This window comes from Acidovorax sp. BLS4 (assembly GCF_032929295.1).
Lineage (GTDB): Bacteria > Pseudomonadota > Gammaproteobacteria > Burkholderiales > Burkholderiaceae_C > Paracidovorax.
On sequence record NZ_CP136797.1, the window covers coordinates 1,571,208 to 1,586,234 of the forward strand.

The 15,027-nt window shown below is 68.9% G+C and carries 20 protein-coding genes; 16 read left to right on the forward strand and 4 right to left on the reverse strand.

Features of this window, described 5'->3' with window-relative positions:
* The 16 genes from R1Z03_RS07250 to R1Z03_RS07325 are packed head-to-tail and all read left to right on the forward strand — an operon-like array spanning position 1 to position 10,004.
* The gene (locus R1Z03_RS07250; protein WP_317358207.1) at positions 1-228 is read left to right on the forward strand and encodes a hypothetical protein; all 228 of its coding nucleotides are present in this window, start codon (positions 1-3) and stop codon (positions 226-228) included.
* A complete protein-coding gene (locus tag R1Z03_RS07255) occupies positions 228-425 on the forward strand; it encodes a hypothetical protein (RefSeq protein WP_317358209.1) in 198 nt (65 codons plus the stop codon). Before R1Z03_RS07250 ends, R1Z03_RS07255 begins: the two co-directional genes overlap by 1 nt.
* Positions 426-447: 22 nt before the next feature.
* Complete coding sequence (locus tag R1Z03_RS07260) at positions 448-711, forward strand: hypothetical protein (protein WP_317358211.1); 264 nt, start codon at positions 448-450, stop codon at positions 709-711.
* A 15-nt stretch (positions 712-726) separates the two neighbouring features.
* Positions 727-1,272 carry a hypothetical protein gene (locus tag R1Z03_RS07265; RefSeq protein ID WP_317358214.1) on the forward strand — a complete coding sequence of 182 codons (546 nt, stop codon included), beginning with the start codon at positions 727-729 and terminating at the stop codon, positions 1,270-1,272.
* The gene (locus tag R1Z03_RS07270) at positions 1,272-1,499 is read left to right on the forward strand and encodes a hypothetical protein (RefSeq protein WP_317358216.1); all 228 of its coding nucleotides are present in this window, start codon (positions 1,272-1,274) and stop codon (positions 1,497-1,499) included. The genes R1Z03_RS07265 and R1Z03_RS07270 overlap by 1 nt, the downstream gene beginning before the upstream one ends.
* Positions 1,496-1,972 carry a hypothetical protein gene (locus R1Z03_RS07275; RefSeq protein WP_317358219.1) on the forward strand — a complete coding sequence of 159 codons (477 nt, stop codon included), beginning with the start codon at positions 1,496-1,498 and terminating at the stop codon, positions 1,970-1,972. Before R1Z03_RS07270 ends, R1Z03_RS07275 begins: the two co-directional genes overlap by 4 nt.
* Positions 1,969-2,598 (forward strand): hypothetical protein, encoded by a 630-nt coding sequence (locus R1Z03_RS07280; protein WP_317358222.1) that lies wholly within the window; start codon positions 1,969-1,971, stop codon positions 2,596-2,598. Before R1Z03_RS07275 ends, R1Z03_RS07280 begins: the two co-directional genes overlap by 4 nt.
* Complete coding sequence (locus R1Z03_RS07285; protein WP_317358225.1) at positions 2,595-3,029, forward strand: hypothetical protein; 435 nt, start codon at positions 2,595-2,597, stop codon at positions 3,027-3,029. The genes R1Z03_RS07280 and R1Z03_RS07285 overlap by 4 nt, the downstream gene beginning before the upstream one ends.
* Entirely contained in the window at positions 3,026-3,739 is a 714-nt protein-coding gene (locus R1Z03_RS07290; protein ID WP_317358228.1) for a DUF2786 domain-containing protein, read from the forward strand. The genes R1Z03_RS07285 and R1Z03_RS07290 overlap by 4 nt, the downstream gene beginning before the upstream one ends.
* Positions 3,736-4,110 carry a hypothetical protein gene (locus R1Z03_RS07295; protein WP_317358231.1) on the forward strand — a complete coding sequence of 125 codons (375 nt, stop codon included), beginning with the start codon at positions 3,736-3,738 and terminating at the stop codon, positions 4,108-4,110. The genes R1Z03_RS07290 and R1Z03_RS07295 overlap by 4 nt, the downstream gene beginning before the upstream one ends.
* A gap of 58 nt (positions 4,111-4,168) precedes the next feature.
* The gene (locus R1Z03_RS07300; RefSeq protein WP_317358234.1) at positions 4,169-4,840 is read left to right on the forward strand and encodes a regulatory protein GemA; all 672 of its coding nucleotides are present in this window, start codon (positions 4,169-4,171) and stop codon (positions 4,838-4,840) included.
* Positions 4,837-5,241, forward strand: coding sequence for a Mor transcription activator family protein (locus tag R1Z03_RS07305; protein ID WP_317358237.1), 405 nt, complete (start codon positions 4,837-4,839; stop codon positions 5,239-5,241). Before R1Z03_RS07300 ends, R1Z03_RS07305 begins: the two co-directional genes overlap by 4 nt.
* Complete coding sequence (locus R1Z03_RS07310; RefSeq protein ID WP_317358240.1) at positions 5,238-7,112, forward strand: TonB-dependent siderophore receptor; 1,875 nt, start codon at positions 5,238-5,240, stop codon at positions 7,110-7,112. Before R1Z03_RS07305 ends, R1Z03_RS07310 begins: the two co-directional genes overlap by 4 nt.
* Positions 7,113-7,158: 46 nt before the next feature.
* Complete coding sequence (locus R1Z03_RS07315) at positions 7,159-8,808, forward strand: PepSY-associated TM helix domain-containing protein (protein WP_317358243.1); 1,650 nt, start codon at positions 7,159-7,161, stop codon at positions 8,806-8,808.
* Positions 8,805-9,110 carry a DUF3649 domain-containing protein gene (locus R1Z03_RS07320; protein ID WP_317358245.1) on the forward strand — a complete coding sequence of 102 codons (306 nt, stop codon included), beginning with the start codon at positions 8,805-8,807 and terminating at the stop codon, positions 9,108-9,110. The genes R1Z03_RS07315 and R1Z03_RS07320 overlap by 4 nt, the downstream gene beginning before the upstream one ends.
* A gap of 27 nt (positions 9,111-9,137) precedes the next feature.
* Complete coding sequence (locus R1Z03_RS07325; protein ID WP_317358248.1) at positions 9,138-10,004, forward strand: alpha/beta fold hydrolase; 867 nt, start codon at positions 9,138-9,140, stop codon at positions 10,002-10,004.
* A gap of 75 nt (positions 10,005-10,079) precedes the next feature.
* Here R1Z03_RS07325 and R1Z03_RS07330 read toward each other — a convergent pair whose 3' ends face one another.
* The 4 genes from R1Z03_RS07330 to R1Z03_RS07345 form a co-directional block, all read right to left on the reverse strand.
* A complete protein-coding gene (locus tag R1Z03_RS07330; protein WP_317358250.1) occupies positions 10,080-10,838 on the reverse strand; it encodes a hypothetical protein in 759 nt (252 codons plus the stop codon).
* Between the two features lie 121 nt (positions 10,839-10,959).
* Entirely contained in the window at positions 10,960-11,457 is a 498-nt protein-coding gene (locus R1Z03_RS07335) for an EVE domain-containing protein (protein WP_272569252.1), read from the reverse strand.
* 132 nt (positions 11,458-11,589) lie between these two features.
* A complete protein-coding gene (locus tag R1Z03_RS07340; RefSeq protein WP_317358253.1) occupies positions 11,590-14,433 on the reverse strand; it encodes a DEAD/DEAH box helicase in 2,844 nt (947 codons plus the stop codon).
* A 59-nt stretch (positions 14,434-14,492) separates the two neighbouring features.
* Positions 14,493-15,014 (reverse strand): hypothetical protein, encoded by a 522-nt coding sequence (locus tag R1Z03_RS07345; RefSeq protein WP_317358255.1) that lies wholly within the window; start codon positions 15,012-15,014, stop codon positions 14,493-14,495.
* Positions 15,015-15,027 lie beyond the last annotated feature (13 nt).

The following is a 15,027-nucleotide window of genomic DNA, read 5'->3' on the forward strand; positions in this document are numbered from 1 at the left end:
ATGAACACGCGCCGCTATCCCCGCATCCCCCTGGTCGTCGTGCTGAGCGCGTTGGTCATGGTGCTGATGACCATGCTGCTGATCGCCGCGGCTGAAATCTACAAGCTGGACACCCGCATGGACCGCGTGCATCTGCAGGGCATGGCCGTGGGCCAGCAAATGTGCCTGGGCATGCGCCCCGAGTCGGACCGGCTTCCGGCCCGACGCATCGGTGGAGGGCTGCTCTGATGACCACGGCACGAATCCTTCCCGGCCGGGGGCGGCCCCGCGACAGCGAGCGGCCTTCGCTGCGCCCTGCAGACCCTGTGCCGGCCGCGCAGTACGACCTGATGCGCGCACCCGTCTGGACGACCAGCCCCGCCCCGGCCACCCGCGCCGGGGCGGACGACCACAAGCGCATCGATAGCCGCGGCTACCGCTGCTGAGGAGTTTGCAATGCCTGAAACCATGTCCAAAGAATTCACGCAGGCCGACCTGCAAAACCAAGCCGGCGCCCTTGCGACCGAAATCATCGACTGCGTGCTGCGCCAGCCGGAGCCGCCGCGCACTGTGGTGGTTCTGGAGGCGCTGGTGATGCTTTATCGCATCCATGCGCAATCCCTGTCACCCCATGGCATCGGCCTGTGCGCCATGACCCTGGGCCAGCTCGCGGGCGAAATGCTCCAAGCCTCGACCGCCACAAAAGTCCCCGGCTGCAACGCCATCCATTGATCCAGAGGTAACCCCATGTCCCTTCAAGAAATCCAGAAGCGCGCCTCCGCTCTCAGCGAACACCGCGACCGCCTTTCCGCCCTGTTCCTCACGCTGCAGAGCAATCTCGACACCGTGAAGAATGGCTCGCTCGCCGATATCAAGCGCGTAGCGCGCCAGGTTGCCAAGGAGCACAACGAGCTGGTGGACCATATCAAGGCCCACCCCGAACTGTTCGAGAAGCCGCGCACCTACGTGGTGGACGGCATCAAGTTCGGCATGCTGCTGTCCAACGGGTCCCTGCAGTGGGACGACGACGAAAAGGTGTGCGACCGCATCCGCCGCCTGGTCGATGCTGGCGAGATCACGGCGGAGCAGGCCGACTTGCTCATCAAGACCACGGAAAAGCCGGTGGCCAGCGCCTTGGCCCAGCTGGACGCGAAGGTCCTCAAGCGCCTGGGCGTCTCGGTGGAGGGCGCAGGCGACCAACCGCTCATCAAGAGCGTGGACAGCACTATCGAGAAGGCCGTGACCTCGGTCATCAACGCAGCGATCAAAGAAGCCAACGCGGAGTTGTCGTGATGGTGTTCCGCACAACCCCCATCGACAACAAGAAGGCGGCCATGGGCTACCTGAACGCCAACCAGCGCCCGTGCTGCCGCAACTGCAGCCACGGCGAGCAGGCTCCCCGCAGCGGCGCCTACAACGATGTCTATCCGTGGCGCTGCACCCTTGGCGGGTTCGGTGTGACGGCCCAGGCGGTGTGCAAGGAACACAACGCGCCAGAGCGCAAGGGAGCGACCGCATGAGCATGACCGAAGATCACCTGCGTCTTTTCGAGCGAGTGGTGGCGCACCTCCTGCAGCGCATCAGGAGCGACCCGCGCATGGCTTTTCTCGCGGGACCCGGATCGGAGCTCTTCGATCTGGCCACTGCGGCGGCAGCCGCTGCGGGCGGCTTCGACGAAGAGTGGTACAGCAGCCAATTCGCTGAGAACCTGACTTATCAGGCTGTCCCTGCGATCCATGGCAGCGGCGAGCCTGCAGCCCGGCAATATTGGGCTGTCTTCGCGCCATGCGGTCAAGGCGTCATCTTCACCAATGCTGCGGATGCCCGTTGGACGCATACAGGCATCGGCACTGGCAGCGACGGCTTCGGCGTGCCGAGGATCGGGTTCGACTTCCGAGAAGCCTATGGCACCGATCCGCTGACGCTGGAGCGGGTGCAGATCGTCCCGGCCGACAGCGCCGCCAACGCAACGCAGGAAGGCGGCACGGCATGACGCAGCCCTACACCCCCCGAAAGGATTCCGTGCCCGGCCAGGTGGTCCGCTTCCTTGGGGCCAACCCGACAGAGAAGCTCGATGCGGGCACCATCTCCGAGAAATACGGCTGCTCGCGCAGCAACGTGCACACGCTGATGGCTTCCGCTGTGCAGGCGGGCCTGGTCATTCGCTTCGAGGACCTGGACAGTGGCGAACTGGCGTATTGCAAGGGCTCTGGTAAGCCACTGGTGGAGAGCAAGCAGACGGCCCAGTCAGCATTCCATGGATGGCTGGCCCGCAAGGGCGAAACCTCGGCGGAAGGTGGTGCCGCGCGCCGTGCGGAAGCAATAGCGCCGCCGCCGGAACCCACTGCTCCAACCCCGCAACGCAGGAAGCCGGCCCCGCGCTTCACGATGGATGCGCGGACAGTGCCCATTGAGAAGGTCGTGCCCCTGCCATCGGGCGTGAAGGTGATGGATTGGTCGCCGCTGCTGGACAAGCTGGAGCCGGGCGATTCGTTCCTCGTTCCCTATGCCGCCCGGTCTTCGATCAGCACCGCCGTGAAGGCCTACAAGGACGCGACGGGCAAGACCCTCACGACCCGCACGCTCGAAGCCGGTATCCGGGTTTGGAGGACCAAATGACCAACAACCCTTTCAAGGCCGGCGTGTACGACGGCGTGCCGACCTATCACGTCACGGCGGACGACCGCCTTCGCGTTGTGAGCGCTTTTGAACGGGCTCAGTGCGACGCGGCGCTGCTCGTGCCTGGCCTGCAGAAGACTGTGGCGAGCGCTGTGCATCGGCGCATCCGCCATCTGGACAGGGTGGCTACGGTGGTGGCCTTCGAAGACCACGGCCAGGACTTCCTGCGCTGGGAACTGGATGCAAAGGGCACCGTGATCGGGTGCGAGCCCTTCCAGGCGTCGATATGGTGCGGCAACGTGGTTATCGATCACGGGAAGCTGGTGGTGGGCGGCACGCTGCGCTACAAGACCCCTGGTGATGCGAGCTCAACCGACAGCATTCGCTACCCCTTGGTCCGCATCGAGCGCAAGGAAGGCGGTGCCGCATGACCCGCGACGAAGCCCTGCAGAAAATCCGTAAGTGCCTGGCACTGGCGCAGAGCAGCAACGAACACGAAGCCGCTGCCGCCATGCGCCAGGCGCAAAAGCTGATGGAGCAGTTCGACCTGGGCGAGATCGACGTCAGCCTGGCTGACGTGTCAGAGACGGCGACGGAGGCCCGTACTGCTGACCTGGTGGAGTGGGAAGCCATTCTGGGCACCATGGTGGCCGAAGCCTTTGGCTGTGACTTCTATCGCTCGCAGCGCCGAAAACTCGGCCCAGCACTGACCTATCGCCGCCTGAGCATGTTTGTTTTCGTCGGCGTCGGCCCGGCGCCGGATATAGCAGCCTATGCCTACGAAGTGCTGAGCCGCCAGTGCGCCAAAGACCGGCGCGCGCACATTGCCCGCCAGCCCAAGAACTGCAAGTCCAGCACGAAGACGGCTCGGGGAGACCTCTATGCAAAAGCGTGGTGCACGGGTGTGCGATCAAAGGTCGAAGCGTTCGCAGGCAGCGAGCGCAATGCCGCCTTGATCGCGCAGTACATGGAGCAGCGTTATCCGGGTATGGACTCGTTGAAACCCAAGGACAGGACCGAGGGCCGCAACGTGAAGCACAACGACTGGAGCGCCGGGCTGCGGGCTGGCCGCAGTGCGCGCCTGGACAGGGGCGTCGGCGCACCGGAACCGCAGGCGCTCTTGAAAGGCGGTGCTGCATGACTGCTTTGGAGCGCGCCATTGCTCAAGCACGCGCTGCGCTTGCCGGGGAAATCCCCGTGAGCGCTGGCGTGTTGATTTTGGTGCCGGCTGACGCACTGCAGGCTCTGGTCGCCGCTCATGGCGACCTAGGCGGTGATGTTGGTCGCACCGATGACGAGATCGTGGACCAGACCGAGCAAGTAGCGCAGCGCCTGATGGCCTGGTTCTTCCGGCAGCACGTCGCTCCTGGCACGTCACTGCGCCATTCCGAGAATCCTCGCGCCCGGAGTTGCTGGGACATGGCGGTGGAACTGCAGGACCTGCTGACTCAATCAGACGCCCAGTCCGCTGCCGACGTGGTGGACGGGTCACTCGCACGGCAGCACAGCTGACCAGCCGTCTTTCTGCAGCCCCCTCTGGGGGCTGCGGTGAGCCACCTGGACCCAAGCCATGACGACAAAACAAAAACCTTCCGCCGATGCCGGCCGCGCCCGCCTCATCAAGCTGGTTCACGTGGCGCGGGGCGATCTGGAGCGTGCTGGAACGCTGGACGAGCCTGGCTACCGTGAAATCTTGCGGGCCGCTTCGGGCGGGCGTCACGATTCGTCGGCCGCAATGAGCTATGCGGACCTCAAGGCCGCACTGGAGCGGCTCAAGCGCGCCGGATTCAAAGTGCGCAAACGGACCGGCTCGCGCCCGATGACGGTCAACCCGGACGCATCGAAGGTGCGCGCGCTGTGGCTCTTCCTGCACGCGCTCGGCGAGGTGCGCGATCCTTCCGAGACGGCACTGGCCGCTTACGTCAAGCGCATCGCCAATGTGGATGATCTGCGCTGGGCTCGCGGCGAGGCTGTGGAGACGCTTGTCGAAACGTTAAAGAAGTGGGCCATGCGCCGCCTGCCCTCTGCGGTGGCAGCGCTGCGCACCGAAGTCATCGCGGCACATCGCAATTCGCCCTTGTCCCCGGCGCAGGCGGAACTGGCATTGCAGGCGCAGCGCTATCTGAATCGGGGCGAGGGCTTCGATATGCACTGGTGGGCGTGGGAATGCCTCATGGAAGCGCTGCAGCGGCCCGTTGCGGCCGATCTTGCGGCTCTGCCCCGGAAGGAGGTCGTGCGGTGAGTGTTGACGTCTCTCGGGCGCTTTTGAAGCGCCACGAATTGCTCGCTGAGATGCTGGACGTGGTCGAGCGTCAGCTTGTCGATGTTGGCGTGCCTGCAGAGGCTGCAGGTCTGGTGGCCGCTTATCTGGTTGACTACCTGAGCACCTATTGGGCGGGCCAGGTGGTGTCCTTCCCGAAGGACGCCTTCTACAAGCTCACCCTCAAAGAATTGGAGGTTTTGAACCTGTTTACGGGCGACAATCACGACAAGCTGGCCCGGCAATACAAAATGACTCCGCGCGGCATGCGTAAGCTGATTGGCCGGATCAATGCACGGATCAAAGAGCAGCGCAAGGCGATTGCAGCCCCAGGCCAACTCGATATGCTTGGGCATCCCGAGCCAAGATCCGGGCTCGATTGACCTCCCCGGCGGGTTACACGGGTTGCAATGCGATTTCAGCGGCCCGTTTCGGTTGGTTTCGCCTCATCCCCCTAAATCTCGATTTTTCGCACACCGAGGGCTGGGTTTATCTCAACCCCCCTCAGGCGATCATCGACCGGGCCGAGGTCCTGCGCGGCGCCGCCGGCCTGCTGCAGGGCGAAGGCAGCCCCGGTGGGGCGGTCAACCTAGTGCGCAAGCGTCCTCTCGGCACCAACGCCACCACGGTGGAGGCCCGGGTGGGCTCGTGGGACCGCTACGGCGCGCAACTGGACGCCAGCCGCGTCCTGAACGAAGAGGGCACGCTGCGCGGCCGCGCGCTGATCGACTACGAAGACCACCACTCGTTCATGGATTATGTGAACCGCCGCAGCCCGACCGTGTACGGCACGCTGGAATACGATGTTTCGGCCGCCACGCGCATCAACTTCGGGGCCAGCTCCGAAGAAACGCGGGGCCGCCCCTCCATGAACGGCCTGCCGCGCTACGCCACCGGCGGAGACCTGAACCTGCCCCGCTCGACCTACCTGGGCGCCACCTGGAACCGGCAGGAGTCGTCCAACCGCGGGCTGTACTTCGATGCGGCGCACCAGCTCAACGACGACTGGAAGCTGCAGTTCACGGCGATGCACCTCAAGGAAGAGCACGATCTGAAGTACGCCGGGGTCAACCGGGCGGTCAATCCGGCGCTGATGCAGAGCGCCAACATCGTGGCCCGGTCCATCGCCGACATCGAGACCTCGGGCATCGACGCGAACCTGACCGGAAAATTCGACGCCTTCGGCCGGCGGCACGAACTGGTGAGCGGGGTCAACTACACGCACACCACGAACGACACCATCTACGGCTTTCGGACCAACTACAACATCTTCGGCCTGAACAGCTACAACCCCGACTTCCGCGAGCCCACGGACGCCGAGATCTACACCGGCACCCGGGAGGCGCGGCAGGGCAAGGCCCGGCAACTGGGCTTCTACAACGCGGTGCGCCTGCAGCTGACCGACCCGCTCAAACTGGTCGTCGGCGCGCGCGTCAGCTGGTTCCGCACCGACTGGGACACCGTCACCACCGGGGCGGCGCCGTCCACCTCGGCCACCCACAGCCGCGAGAACGCCAAGGTCAACCCCTATGCCGGGCTGATCTACGCGCTCGATCCGCAATGGTCCGCCTACGTGAGCTATTCCGACATCTTCAAGCCGCAGTCCGAACTGAACGAGGCGGGCCAGTTGCTCAAGCCCATGGTGGGCGCCAATTACGAAGCGGGCCTCAAAGGCGAGCTGATGGACGGCAAGGTGAATGCCTCGTTCGCCCTGTTCCGCGTGGACCAGAAGAACCGCGCGCAGGAAGACTTCAGCACCAGCCCCACCTGCCGCAGCGACTACTACTGCTACACCGACACGGGCGAGGTGCGCAGCCAGGGCCTGGATGCGGAGGTGAGCGGCGAAGTCGCGCGCCACTGGAACCTGTTCGCCGGCTACACCTTCAACCAGACCAAGTACCTCAAGGACGTGAGCAGCCAGGGCCTGTCCTTCAACAGCTACACGCCCAAGCACCTGTTTCGCCTGTGGAGCACCTACCAGCTGCCGGGCGAGTGGAACGCCATCACCCTCGGGGGCGGCGTCAACGCGCAAAGCGGCAGCTACCGCCAGATCGGTGCCGTGCGCGCCACCAACGGCGGGCGGGCGGTGTGGAATGCGCTGGTCAAGTACCAGATCAACCGCCACTGGACCGCGGCGCTGAACGTGAACAACGTCTTCGACAAGCGCTACTACAGCTCGGTCACCGCGCTGGTCAACGGCAGCTACTACGGCGACCCCCGCAATGTGATGCTGACCCTGCGCGGCGCCTTCTGACCGTGCGCAGTCGATCGCGCGGCGAATGGCAAGGGATGGGGCCCGCATGAAGGGCAATGGCAATTTCCGCCAGTCCATGTCGTGGCTGCACACCTGGTGCGGCCTCGTCTGCGGATGGCTGCTGTGCGCCATCTTCCTCACGGGCACGCTCAGCGTGTTCCGGGAGCCGATCACCCGCTGGATGGAGGCCCGGCCCGTGCTGGCGGATGCCGGGGCCGGCACACAGGGGGCCGTGCCACACGCGCTGGCCCAGGCCGTGCGGCACCTGGCCGCGCAGGCACCCGGCGCGCGCTTTTGGCGCATCGAGCTGCCCCAGCGTCCGGGCGATGCCCTGCTGCTGGCGTGGCGCGATGGCCGTGTCAACCAGACGGCCGCGCTGCATCCGGTGACCGGTGCCGTGCTGCCCCTGCCCTGGGGCCGGGCGACCGAAGGCGGACGCCACTTCATGTCATTCCACTACATGCTGCAGTGGAACGCGCTCGGCTTCTGGGTGGTCGGCTGGGTGTCGATGGCCATGCTGGTGGCGCTGGTGTCCGGCGTGGTCGTGCACCGGCGCATCTTTCAGGATTTCTTCACGTTCCGGCCGGGCAAGGGCCAGCGCTCGTGGATGGACGCCCACAACGCCACCGCCGTGCTGACGCTGCCCTTCCTGTTCATGATCGTCTACACCGGGCTGGCGATCTTCTACACCTCGTACATGCCCTGGCCACTACAAGCGGCCTACGGCAGCGGCGAGTCGGCCCATGCCCGGTTCCAGGCCGAGCTGCACCACGGCGAGGGCGAAGCGCTGCGCCGCCCCCGCACGGGCCGGCCCGCGGCCTTGCACGATCTGGCACCGCTGCTGCAAAGGGCCCGCGACCTGACGGGTCAGCCACCGCGCATGGTGGTGGTCGAGGCGCCGGGGGATGCGAATGCCACGGTGCGCGTGCTCGGCCCCCGCGGAGCCGAGCCAGGCGCAGGCCAGCGCCGCGCCTTGCTGAACCCGGTGGCCACCGCGGTGTTCGACGGCGTGAGCGGCGCCGTGCTGCAGGTGCGCCGGCCGGACCCCGACGCGGCCTTCGCCTCGGAGCAGGTGCACGCCGTGATGGAGTCGCTGCACTTCGCCCGCTTCGGTGGCTGGCCGATGAAGTGGCTGTATTTCGCCAGCGGGCTGCTCGGCACCGTGATGGTGGCCACCGGCACCGTGCTGTTCAGCGTGAAGCGGCGCCGCGCCTGCGGCAATGAGTTCGGCCGTGCCACGGCCGGCGTCTACCGCGCCATCGAGGCCCTGAACGTCGCGGCCGTGGCAGGCATCGGCGTGGCCTGCATTGGCTACCTCCATGCCAACCGCCTGCTGCCCACCGAACTGCCCGGCCGCGCGCTGTGGGAGATCCGGGCCTTCCTGGCGGTCTGGCTGGCCACGCTGCTGCACGCCGCGCTGCGCCCGCCGCGCCGGGCCTGGGTGGAGCAGCTGGGCGCGGCAGCGGCGCTGTGCGTGGCGCTGCCCGCGCTGAACGCCTGGACCACCGGCCAGCACCTGGGCCGCTACGCCCTGGCGGGCGATGGACAGCGCGCCGGCGTGGAGCTCGTCGCGCTGGCCTTCGGCGCGGCGCTGGCGTGGGCCGCGTACCGCACCAGGCAGGGCTGGCACGGCGCGCGCAAGGCGGTGCCGGGCGCCCCCCGGCGCCCTGCGCCGCACGGCGGGGTGCAGGGATGAGCCGCCCCCTTCGGCCCGCGATGCGTTCGGCCGGCCGGCTCGGCGTTGCCAGCCGGGTGCTGGCCGCGTGTGTGGGCGGGTACGCCGTGGCGTCCCTGCTCGCCGCCGTGCTGGCGCTGGCGGCGCCGCGCCTGTGGGGAGGGAGCCGCGCGGATGGCGTGCTGCTGGCGACGTTGCTCAGCTTCGCGGTGTACGCGGCCATCGCGCTGTGGGTGTTCTGCGCGCGCAGCGCGGCGCGGGCCTGGCTGGGCCTGGGCGTGGCGGCAGCGCCCTGCGCTGGCCTGCTTTGGTGGTGGCGGTGACCCCATGGGCCGCTAGCATCGCTGCCCATGCAACGTCGAAGAATCCTCGCGGCACTCGCTGCCGCCTTTTTGTGCCTCGCGGTTTGGCTCGGTGCGGGCGAAGTCCTGAGCCAGCCGCACCACCGGCCCGTGGGCGCGGCCCCGGGCGATCTGCCCGCGAGCCCGGTGCGGTTCGATACCGTCACGGGCCAGTCCCTTGCGGGCTGGCTGGTCCGTGGCGATGCCGGGGCCGGGGCGGTGCTGCTTTTGCATGGCATCGGTGCGGACCGGCGGCAGATGCTGGGCCGGGCCCTTTTTCTCCATCGCCTGGGCTATTCGGTGCTGCTCATCGATCTGCCCGCGCATGGCGAGAGCGCCGGGGACCGGGTGACTTTCGGCTGGAACGAATCGCAAGGCGTGGCGGCGGCCCTGGACTACCTGTCCGACGCGCTGCCCGACGAGAAGATCGGTGTGATCGGCGCATCGCTCGGGGCGGCCTCGCTCGTGCTGTCCCGGCCCGACGTGTCCCTGGAGGCCGTCGTGCTGGAGTCGATGTTCCCCACGATCGAAGACGCGGTCTCCGACCGCCTGGCGATGTACCTGGGGCCGGCGGGCCGGTGGCTCACGCCGCTGCTGCTGTGGCAGCTTCCCGTGCGGCTGGGCGTTTCCGCGGATCAGCTGCGGCCCATCGCCGACCTGCCGTCGCTGCACGTGCCGCTGCTGATCGCGGCCGGATCGGAGGACCGCCACACCCCCCTGGCGGAAACCCGGCGCATCTACGCGGCGGCCGACGATCCGAAGGCGTTGTGGGTGGTTGATGGTGCGGCGCATGTCGATCTGCATGCGTTCGATCCGCCGGCCTACGAGGCGCGGATTTCGGCGTTCCTCGCGAAACACCTGCGCGATAGCGAATGAGGCGGTGCGCCGTGCCGGGCGGATCTCGTGCGTGACGGGGGGCGAGCGGGCAGGGGAGCGCTGCCTCATCCCCCTTCAGTGCCCGCTGGCGGCTGTCGTGGCGGACCCTCCGTTGTCGGCCGGGTCACCACCAGGCGCGTGGTGCGCCATTCCCATCCCGCCGCCGTTCCCGCTTTCGCCCATTCCACCGCCGGCGCCGCCCCCACTGCCTCGCACACCGCCATCGGCATTGGCGCGCCGGGCGCCCGTGCCACCGCTTCCACCGGGCCGCAGCGGCCCCTGCACGGGAATCGGCACGTGCTCCGCAATCGGTTCCAGGTCCAGCGCCGCCCGAATGAACTGCCGCAGCGACACCACCAGCTGCGCCGTTTCGATGCTGCGGCCGGCCACCATGTCCTGCGCGGCCTGGGCGGCGAGTTGGACCTGCTCCTCGGTGCCCAGCAGGATCACGTCGGACAGCGCGGCTTCCACCGCATCGCGCACGCGGCGTTGGCGCTCGGTGCTGGTCAGCGGTGCCAGCGCCTCTTCCACGGTGGCCGGATCGCCTTCGGCAGGGGGCAGCGATGGCGTTGGGCTGCCAGCCGGCCGGCGCAGGTCGCGCATGTGCGTCGGGCTCACCTGCAACTGCCCGGTGAACGAGCCGCCCAAGGTCTTGTAGGCGGCGATCAGGGTCTTGAGCCGCTCGTTGATCTGCCGGTTTTCGCGTTGCTGGCGGCGCTGGATGGTCTGCATGAAGACGAGCCGGATGCCCACCATGAGCAGCGAGGCCAGCAGCAGCCCCAACGCGGTGGTGAGCAGGGTGTGCCAGGAACTGAAGTCGAGCATGTTGCGCATGGCGGACGCGGGGCGCTGGCGCCGCCGCGAAAGGGGAGTGGAGGGCAGGCCATGATAGGCACGGGCACCAGGTGCTGCACCGGTGGCCGGGCGGCACCGTTGGGCCCTCGCAGGGCGCGGCTCAGGCGGGCGGCGCCGCGTCCAGCACGTCGACGACCCGCTTCCAGTCCGCCGCATCGACCGGCGTGATGGACAGGCGGCTGCCTTTTTGCAGCACCTGCAGGCCGGCCAGTTCCGGCCGGGCGCGCAATTCGGCCAGGGGCAGCAGGCGGGTCTTGCGCACCGCCTGCACGTCCAGCAGCAGCCACCGCGGTTGGTCCGGGCGGGATTTGGGGTCGTGGTAGGGCGATTCGGGGTCGAACTGCGTCGGGTCCGGCCGGGTGGCAGATGCCACGCGCGCCAGGCCGGCAATGCCCGGCTCCGGACAGCTGGAGTGATAGAACAGCACGCCGTCGCCCACCTGCATGCCGTCGCGCATGAAGTTGCGCGCCTGGTAGTTGCGCACGCCGGTCCAGGGCACGGTGGCATCCGGGGCGGCCAGGGCGTCGTCGATGGAGCATTCCTGCGGCTCGGACTTCATGAGCCAGTAGCGGGGTTCGGGGGGCGGGGTCGTCGTCATGGCGCCATTCTGGCGGGATGCGGCGCAAGGATCGAGCCCTTCCTGCCGCCAGAGGGTCGTTGCTATTTATTTAATAGCAATGAAGGCATGATTCACTAGGGCATGGGGCCAAAAACACCCTTATTCGCGAATTCACCGCATGCTCGCCGGTCCCGTGCCGCCCCACCGGATCGCATCGTGCGCCGGGATGGCCAGTGGGTTGTCCTGGGGTTCCGACAAGGGGGCGAGCAGGGCGTTCAGGTCCGCCTCGCTGAACTTGGCCGCACCCGCGGCGTCGTGCCCCAGCACCCCCTGCGCCAGCGCCTGCTTGCGGGCCTGCAGTTCCAGCATGCGTTCCTCGATGCTGCCTTCCACCACGATTTTGTAGACGAACACCGGCTGGTCCTGCCCGATGCGGTGGGCACGGGCGGTGGCCTGCTCCTCCACGGCGGGGTTCCACCAGGGGTCGAGATGGATCACCGTGTCGGCGGCGGTCAGGTTCAGGCCCACGCCGCCGGCCTTGAGGCTGGCCAGCAGGACGGGCGGCGCGCCCGCATCGCCGCGGTCCTGGAAGCGCCGCACCACGGCGCCGCGCGCGCGGGGCGGGGTGTCTCCGGTCAGCGCGAGGAAGGGCAGGGCGAGCGCCTCCAGCGTTTCGGCCACCAGGGCGAGCATTTCGGTGAACTGCGAGAACACCAGCACGCGGCGCCCTTGCGCGACCAGGGCGGGCAGCGCGTCGGCCAGCCATTCGAGCTTGGCGCGCTCCATGGTGGCGGGCTGCGCCCGGGCGGCCTCGCTGCCCTTGACCAGGCGCGGATCGCAGCACACCTGCCGCAGCTTGAGCAGCGCATCCAGCAGGGTGATCTGCGCGCCGTCGAAGCTCTGGCGCTGCAGCACGCGGCGCACCTGCTGGTCGGCGGCGGCACGCACCGCCTCGTACAGCTCGCGCTGGCGGCCCTGCAGCGGCAGCCGCAGCACGACGTCGGTGCGCGGCGGCAGTTCGGTGGCCACGTCCTGCTTGCGGCGGCGCAGGATGAACGGGCGCACGCGCCGGGCCAGCACCTCGGCCCGCAGGGTTTCGCCGTTCTCCTCGATGGGCTTGCGCCAGCGCTGGGAGAAGCTGCGCGCATCGCCCAGAAAGCCGGGCATGAGGAAGTCGAACTGCGCCCACAGCTCGCCCAGGTGGTTCTCCAGCGGCGTGCCGGTCAGGCAAAGCAGATGCGCAGCGTTCAGGCGCCGCAGGGCGCGGGCGCTGCGGCTGCCGGCGTTCTTGACCATCTGCGCCTCGTCCAGGATCAGCAGGTGCCACGGCTGCGCGGCCAGCGCGTCAATGTCGCGCCACACCAGCGGGTAGGTCGTCAGCACCAGGTCATGCTGGCCGATGCGGGCAAAACGCTCGCGCCGGTCCGCGCCGTGCAGGCTGAGCACGCGCAGGCCCGGGGCCATGCGCTGCGCCTCCGCCTGCCAGTTGAAGACGAGCGAGGTGGGCAGCACCACCAGCGCAGGGTGCGCCAGCCGGCCCGCTTCCTTTTCGGTGAGGACATGGGCCAGCGCCTGCGCGGTTTTCCCCAGGCCCATGTCGTCGGCCAGGATGCCGCCCAACCCTTGAGCGCGCAGGTATTGCAGCCATGCGAGGCCGTCGAGCTGGTACGGCCGCAGCGGCACCTGCAGCCCGGCCGGCGCGGCCACGGGCGCGGGCGTGCCGATCGCCTTCAGCCGCCGCGCCAGATGGGCCAGGCCGGCATCGCCCTGCAACTGCCAGCCGTTGTCCCAGCCGTTGTCCCAGCCGCTGACCGTGCCCACGCGGTGCGCTTGCACCAGGCCCGCGCGCAGGGCCTCGATGCGCCGCATCTCCCAGGGACCCAGGCGCAGCGGGTCGCCGTCCTGGCGCTGCCGGCCGGCGTTGCGCAGCGGATCGGTGAGCAGGTCCACCATCGCGCCGACGATGGCCTTGAGCGGCGCCGCGGGCGCATCGATGCGGCGCCCGCCGGGCGCGCGCAGCGAGACGGTGGCGTGGTCGTCGATGGCGGCCATCTGCGCGGCGTTCAGCCAGCGCGGCTCGCGCCGGAGCAGATCGGCCAGCAGGGGCGCCAAGTCCAGCGTCTCGCCGTCCACCTCGATGCCCAGGCTCAGCAGCCACGCCCCTTCGCGTTCGGGCAGATGCAGCTTTTGCACCGGGCGTTCGCGCGGGCCGAGCGGGCCGGCGAGGTCCTTGCCCAGCAGCTCGCCGGTGTCGGGGTCCAGGCGCAGCGTCCAGCGCTGCACGGGAACGCTCTCGTGCGCGAAGCCAGGCAGTACCGACACAGCCCAGCCGTGGGCCTGCAGGCGCGGCACCTGCTCGGCCCAGAAGTCGCCGAAGGCCGCCTCCTGCGGCAGCGTCCAGACAGGGCCCAGCACGGGAGCACCCGCACGGTCGCGCCACTGCAAGGCCGTTTCGGGCACCGGCAGCAGGCCCAGGTCGCGCACGAGGTCGATGGCGTCTGCCTCGGCCGCCCCATCGCGCTGCAGGCGCAGCACGGGGCCGCCGGTGTCGTACAGCTCCTGCACGGCCGGCGGGCGGCTGTTGAGCACCGAGGTGGGGGCGGGCGTTTCCCAGGCGGCGCCATCCAGCGTGCGGTAGGTCCAGTCGATGCGGGCCAGCGTGACCTGGTCGCCGCGCGGGCCGATCGGCCCGTGGGGCCGCAGGCCCAGCAGGCCGTCGCCACGGCCCAGCGTCTGCAGCGTGATGCGCGGCTGGAATCGGCCCGGCGTGGCGAGGGTGCCGTCCGCCGGGCCCGGCGGGGCAGACGGGGCGGCGGCGCGGGGCGCATCGCCGCGCATGCGCGCCATGACCTGCGCGGCCTCGGCATCGGACAGGGTGGGCAGCCGCGCCAGCGTGGCGGCATCGGCCCGGCGCTGCAGCGCGGAGACCCAGGCGCCGATGGCATGCTCGCGCGCAGCCGAGGCAACGGAAGGGCGCTTGGCGCGAGGGGAGTCAGCGGGGGGGCGCGGCGGCATGGGCGGCCATTGTGCCGGGCGAGCGGCCGCGTTCGAATGCTGGGCCGCCGGGCGGGGATTCAGCGCTTCGAATCGGCCTGTGGCGCCGGCAGGGTGAGTTGGGCCGCCTTGGCGACTTCCACGCAATCGCGCAGGTGCTGCTCGCCGAGCAGGCGCAGCGTGGTGTAGCCCAGCACGGCCGCCACGGCCTGGCCGGCCAGCGGCACATATTTGGCCGCCTGCTTGGCCGTGAGGCGCATGCCCACGGCCTGGGTAGCCCGGATCACCAGCTCGCGGGTGACGAACTTGCCGATCAAGGCCGACCCGACGAGGCCGACCGCCTTCTGCACCTGCTCGCGCTTGTGGGGCGTGAGCCGGTCGATCTGCTCGGGCGTCAGGCCGAATTCCGCATTGATCTGCGGCACCAGTCGGGACAGCAAGGCCGCGTCCACCGCCCAATCGAGGCCCGGAATGGGCACGGTGCCCGCCGCGGCGGCCATCAGTGCGCGCCAGTGCAGCAGGCGCCGGCTGCGCTGCACGGCTGCCAGAAGATCGGGGTCGTTGCCGGCCAGGGCCGAGGCGCTGGGAACACGTTTCGCCACGGGGCGGCCGCCT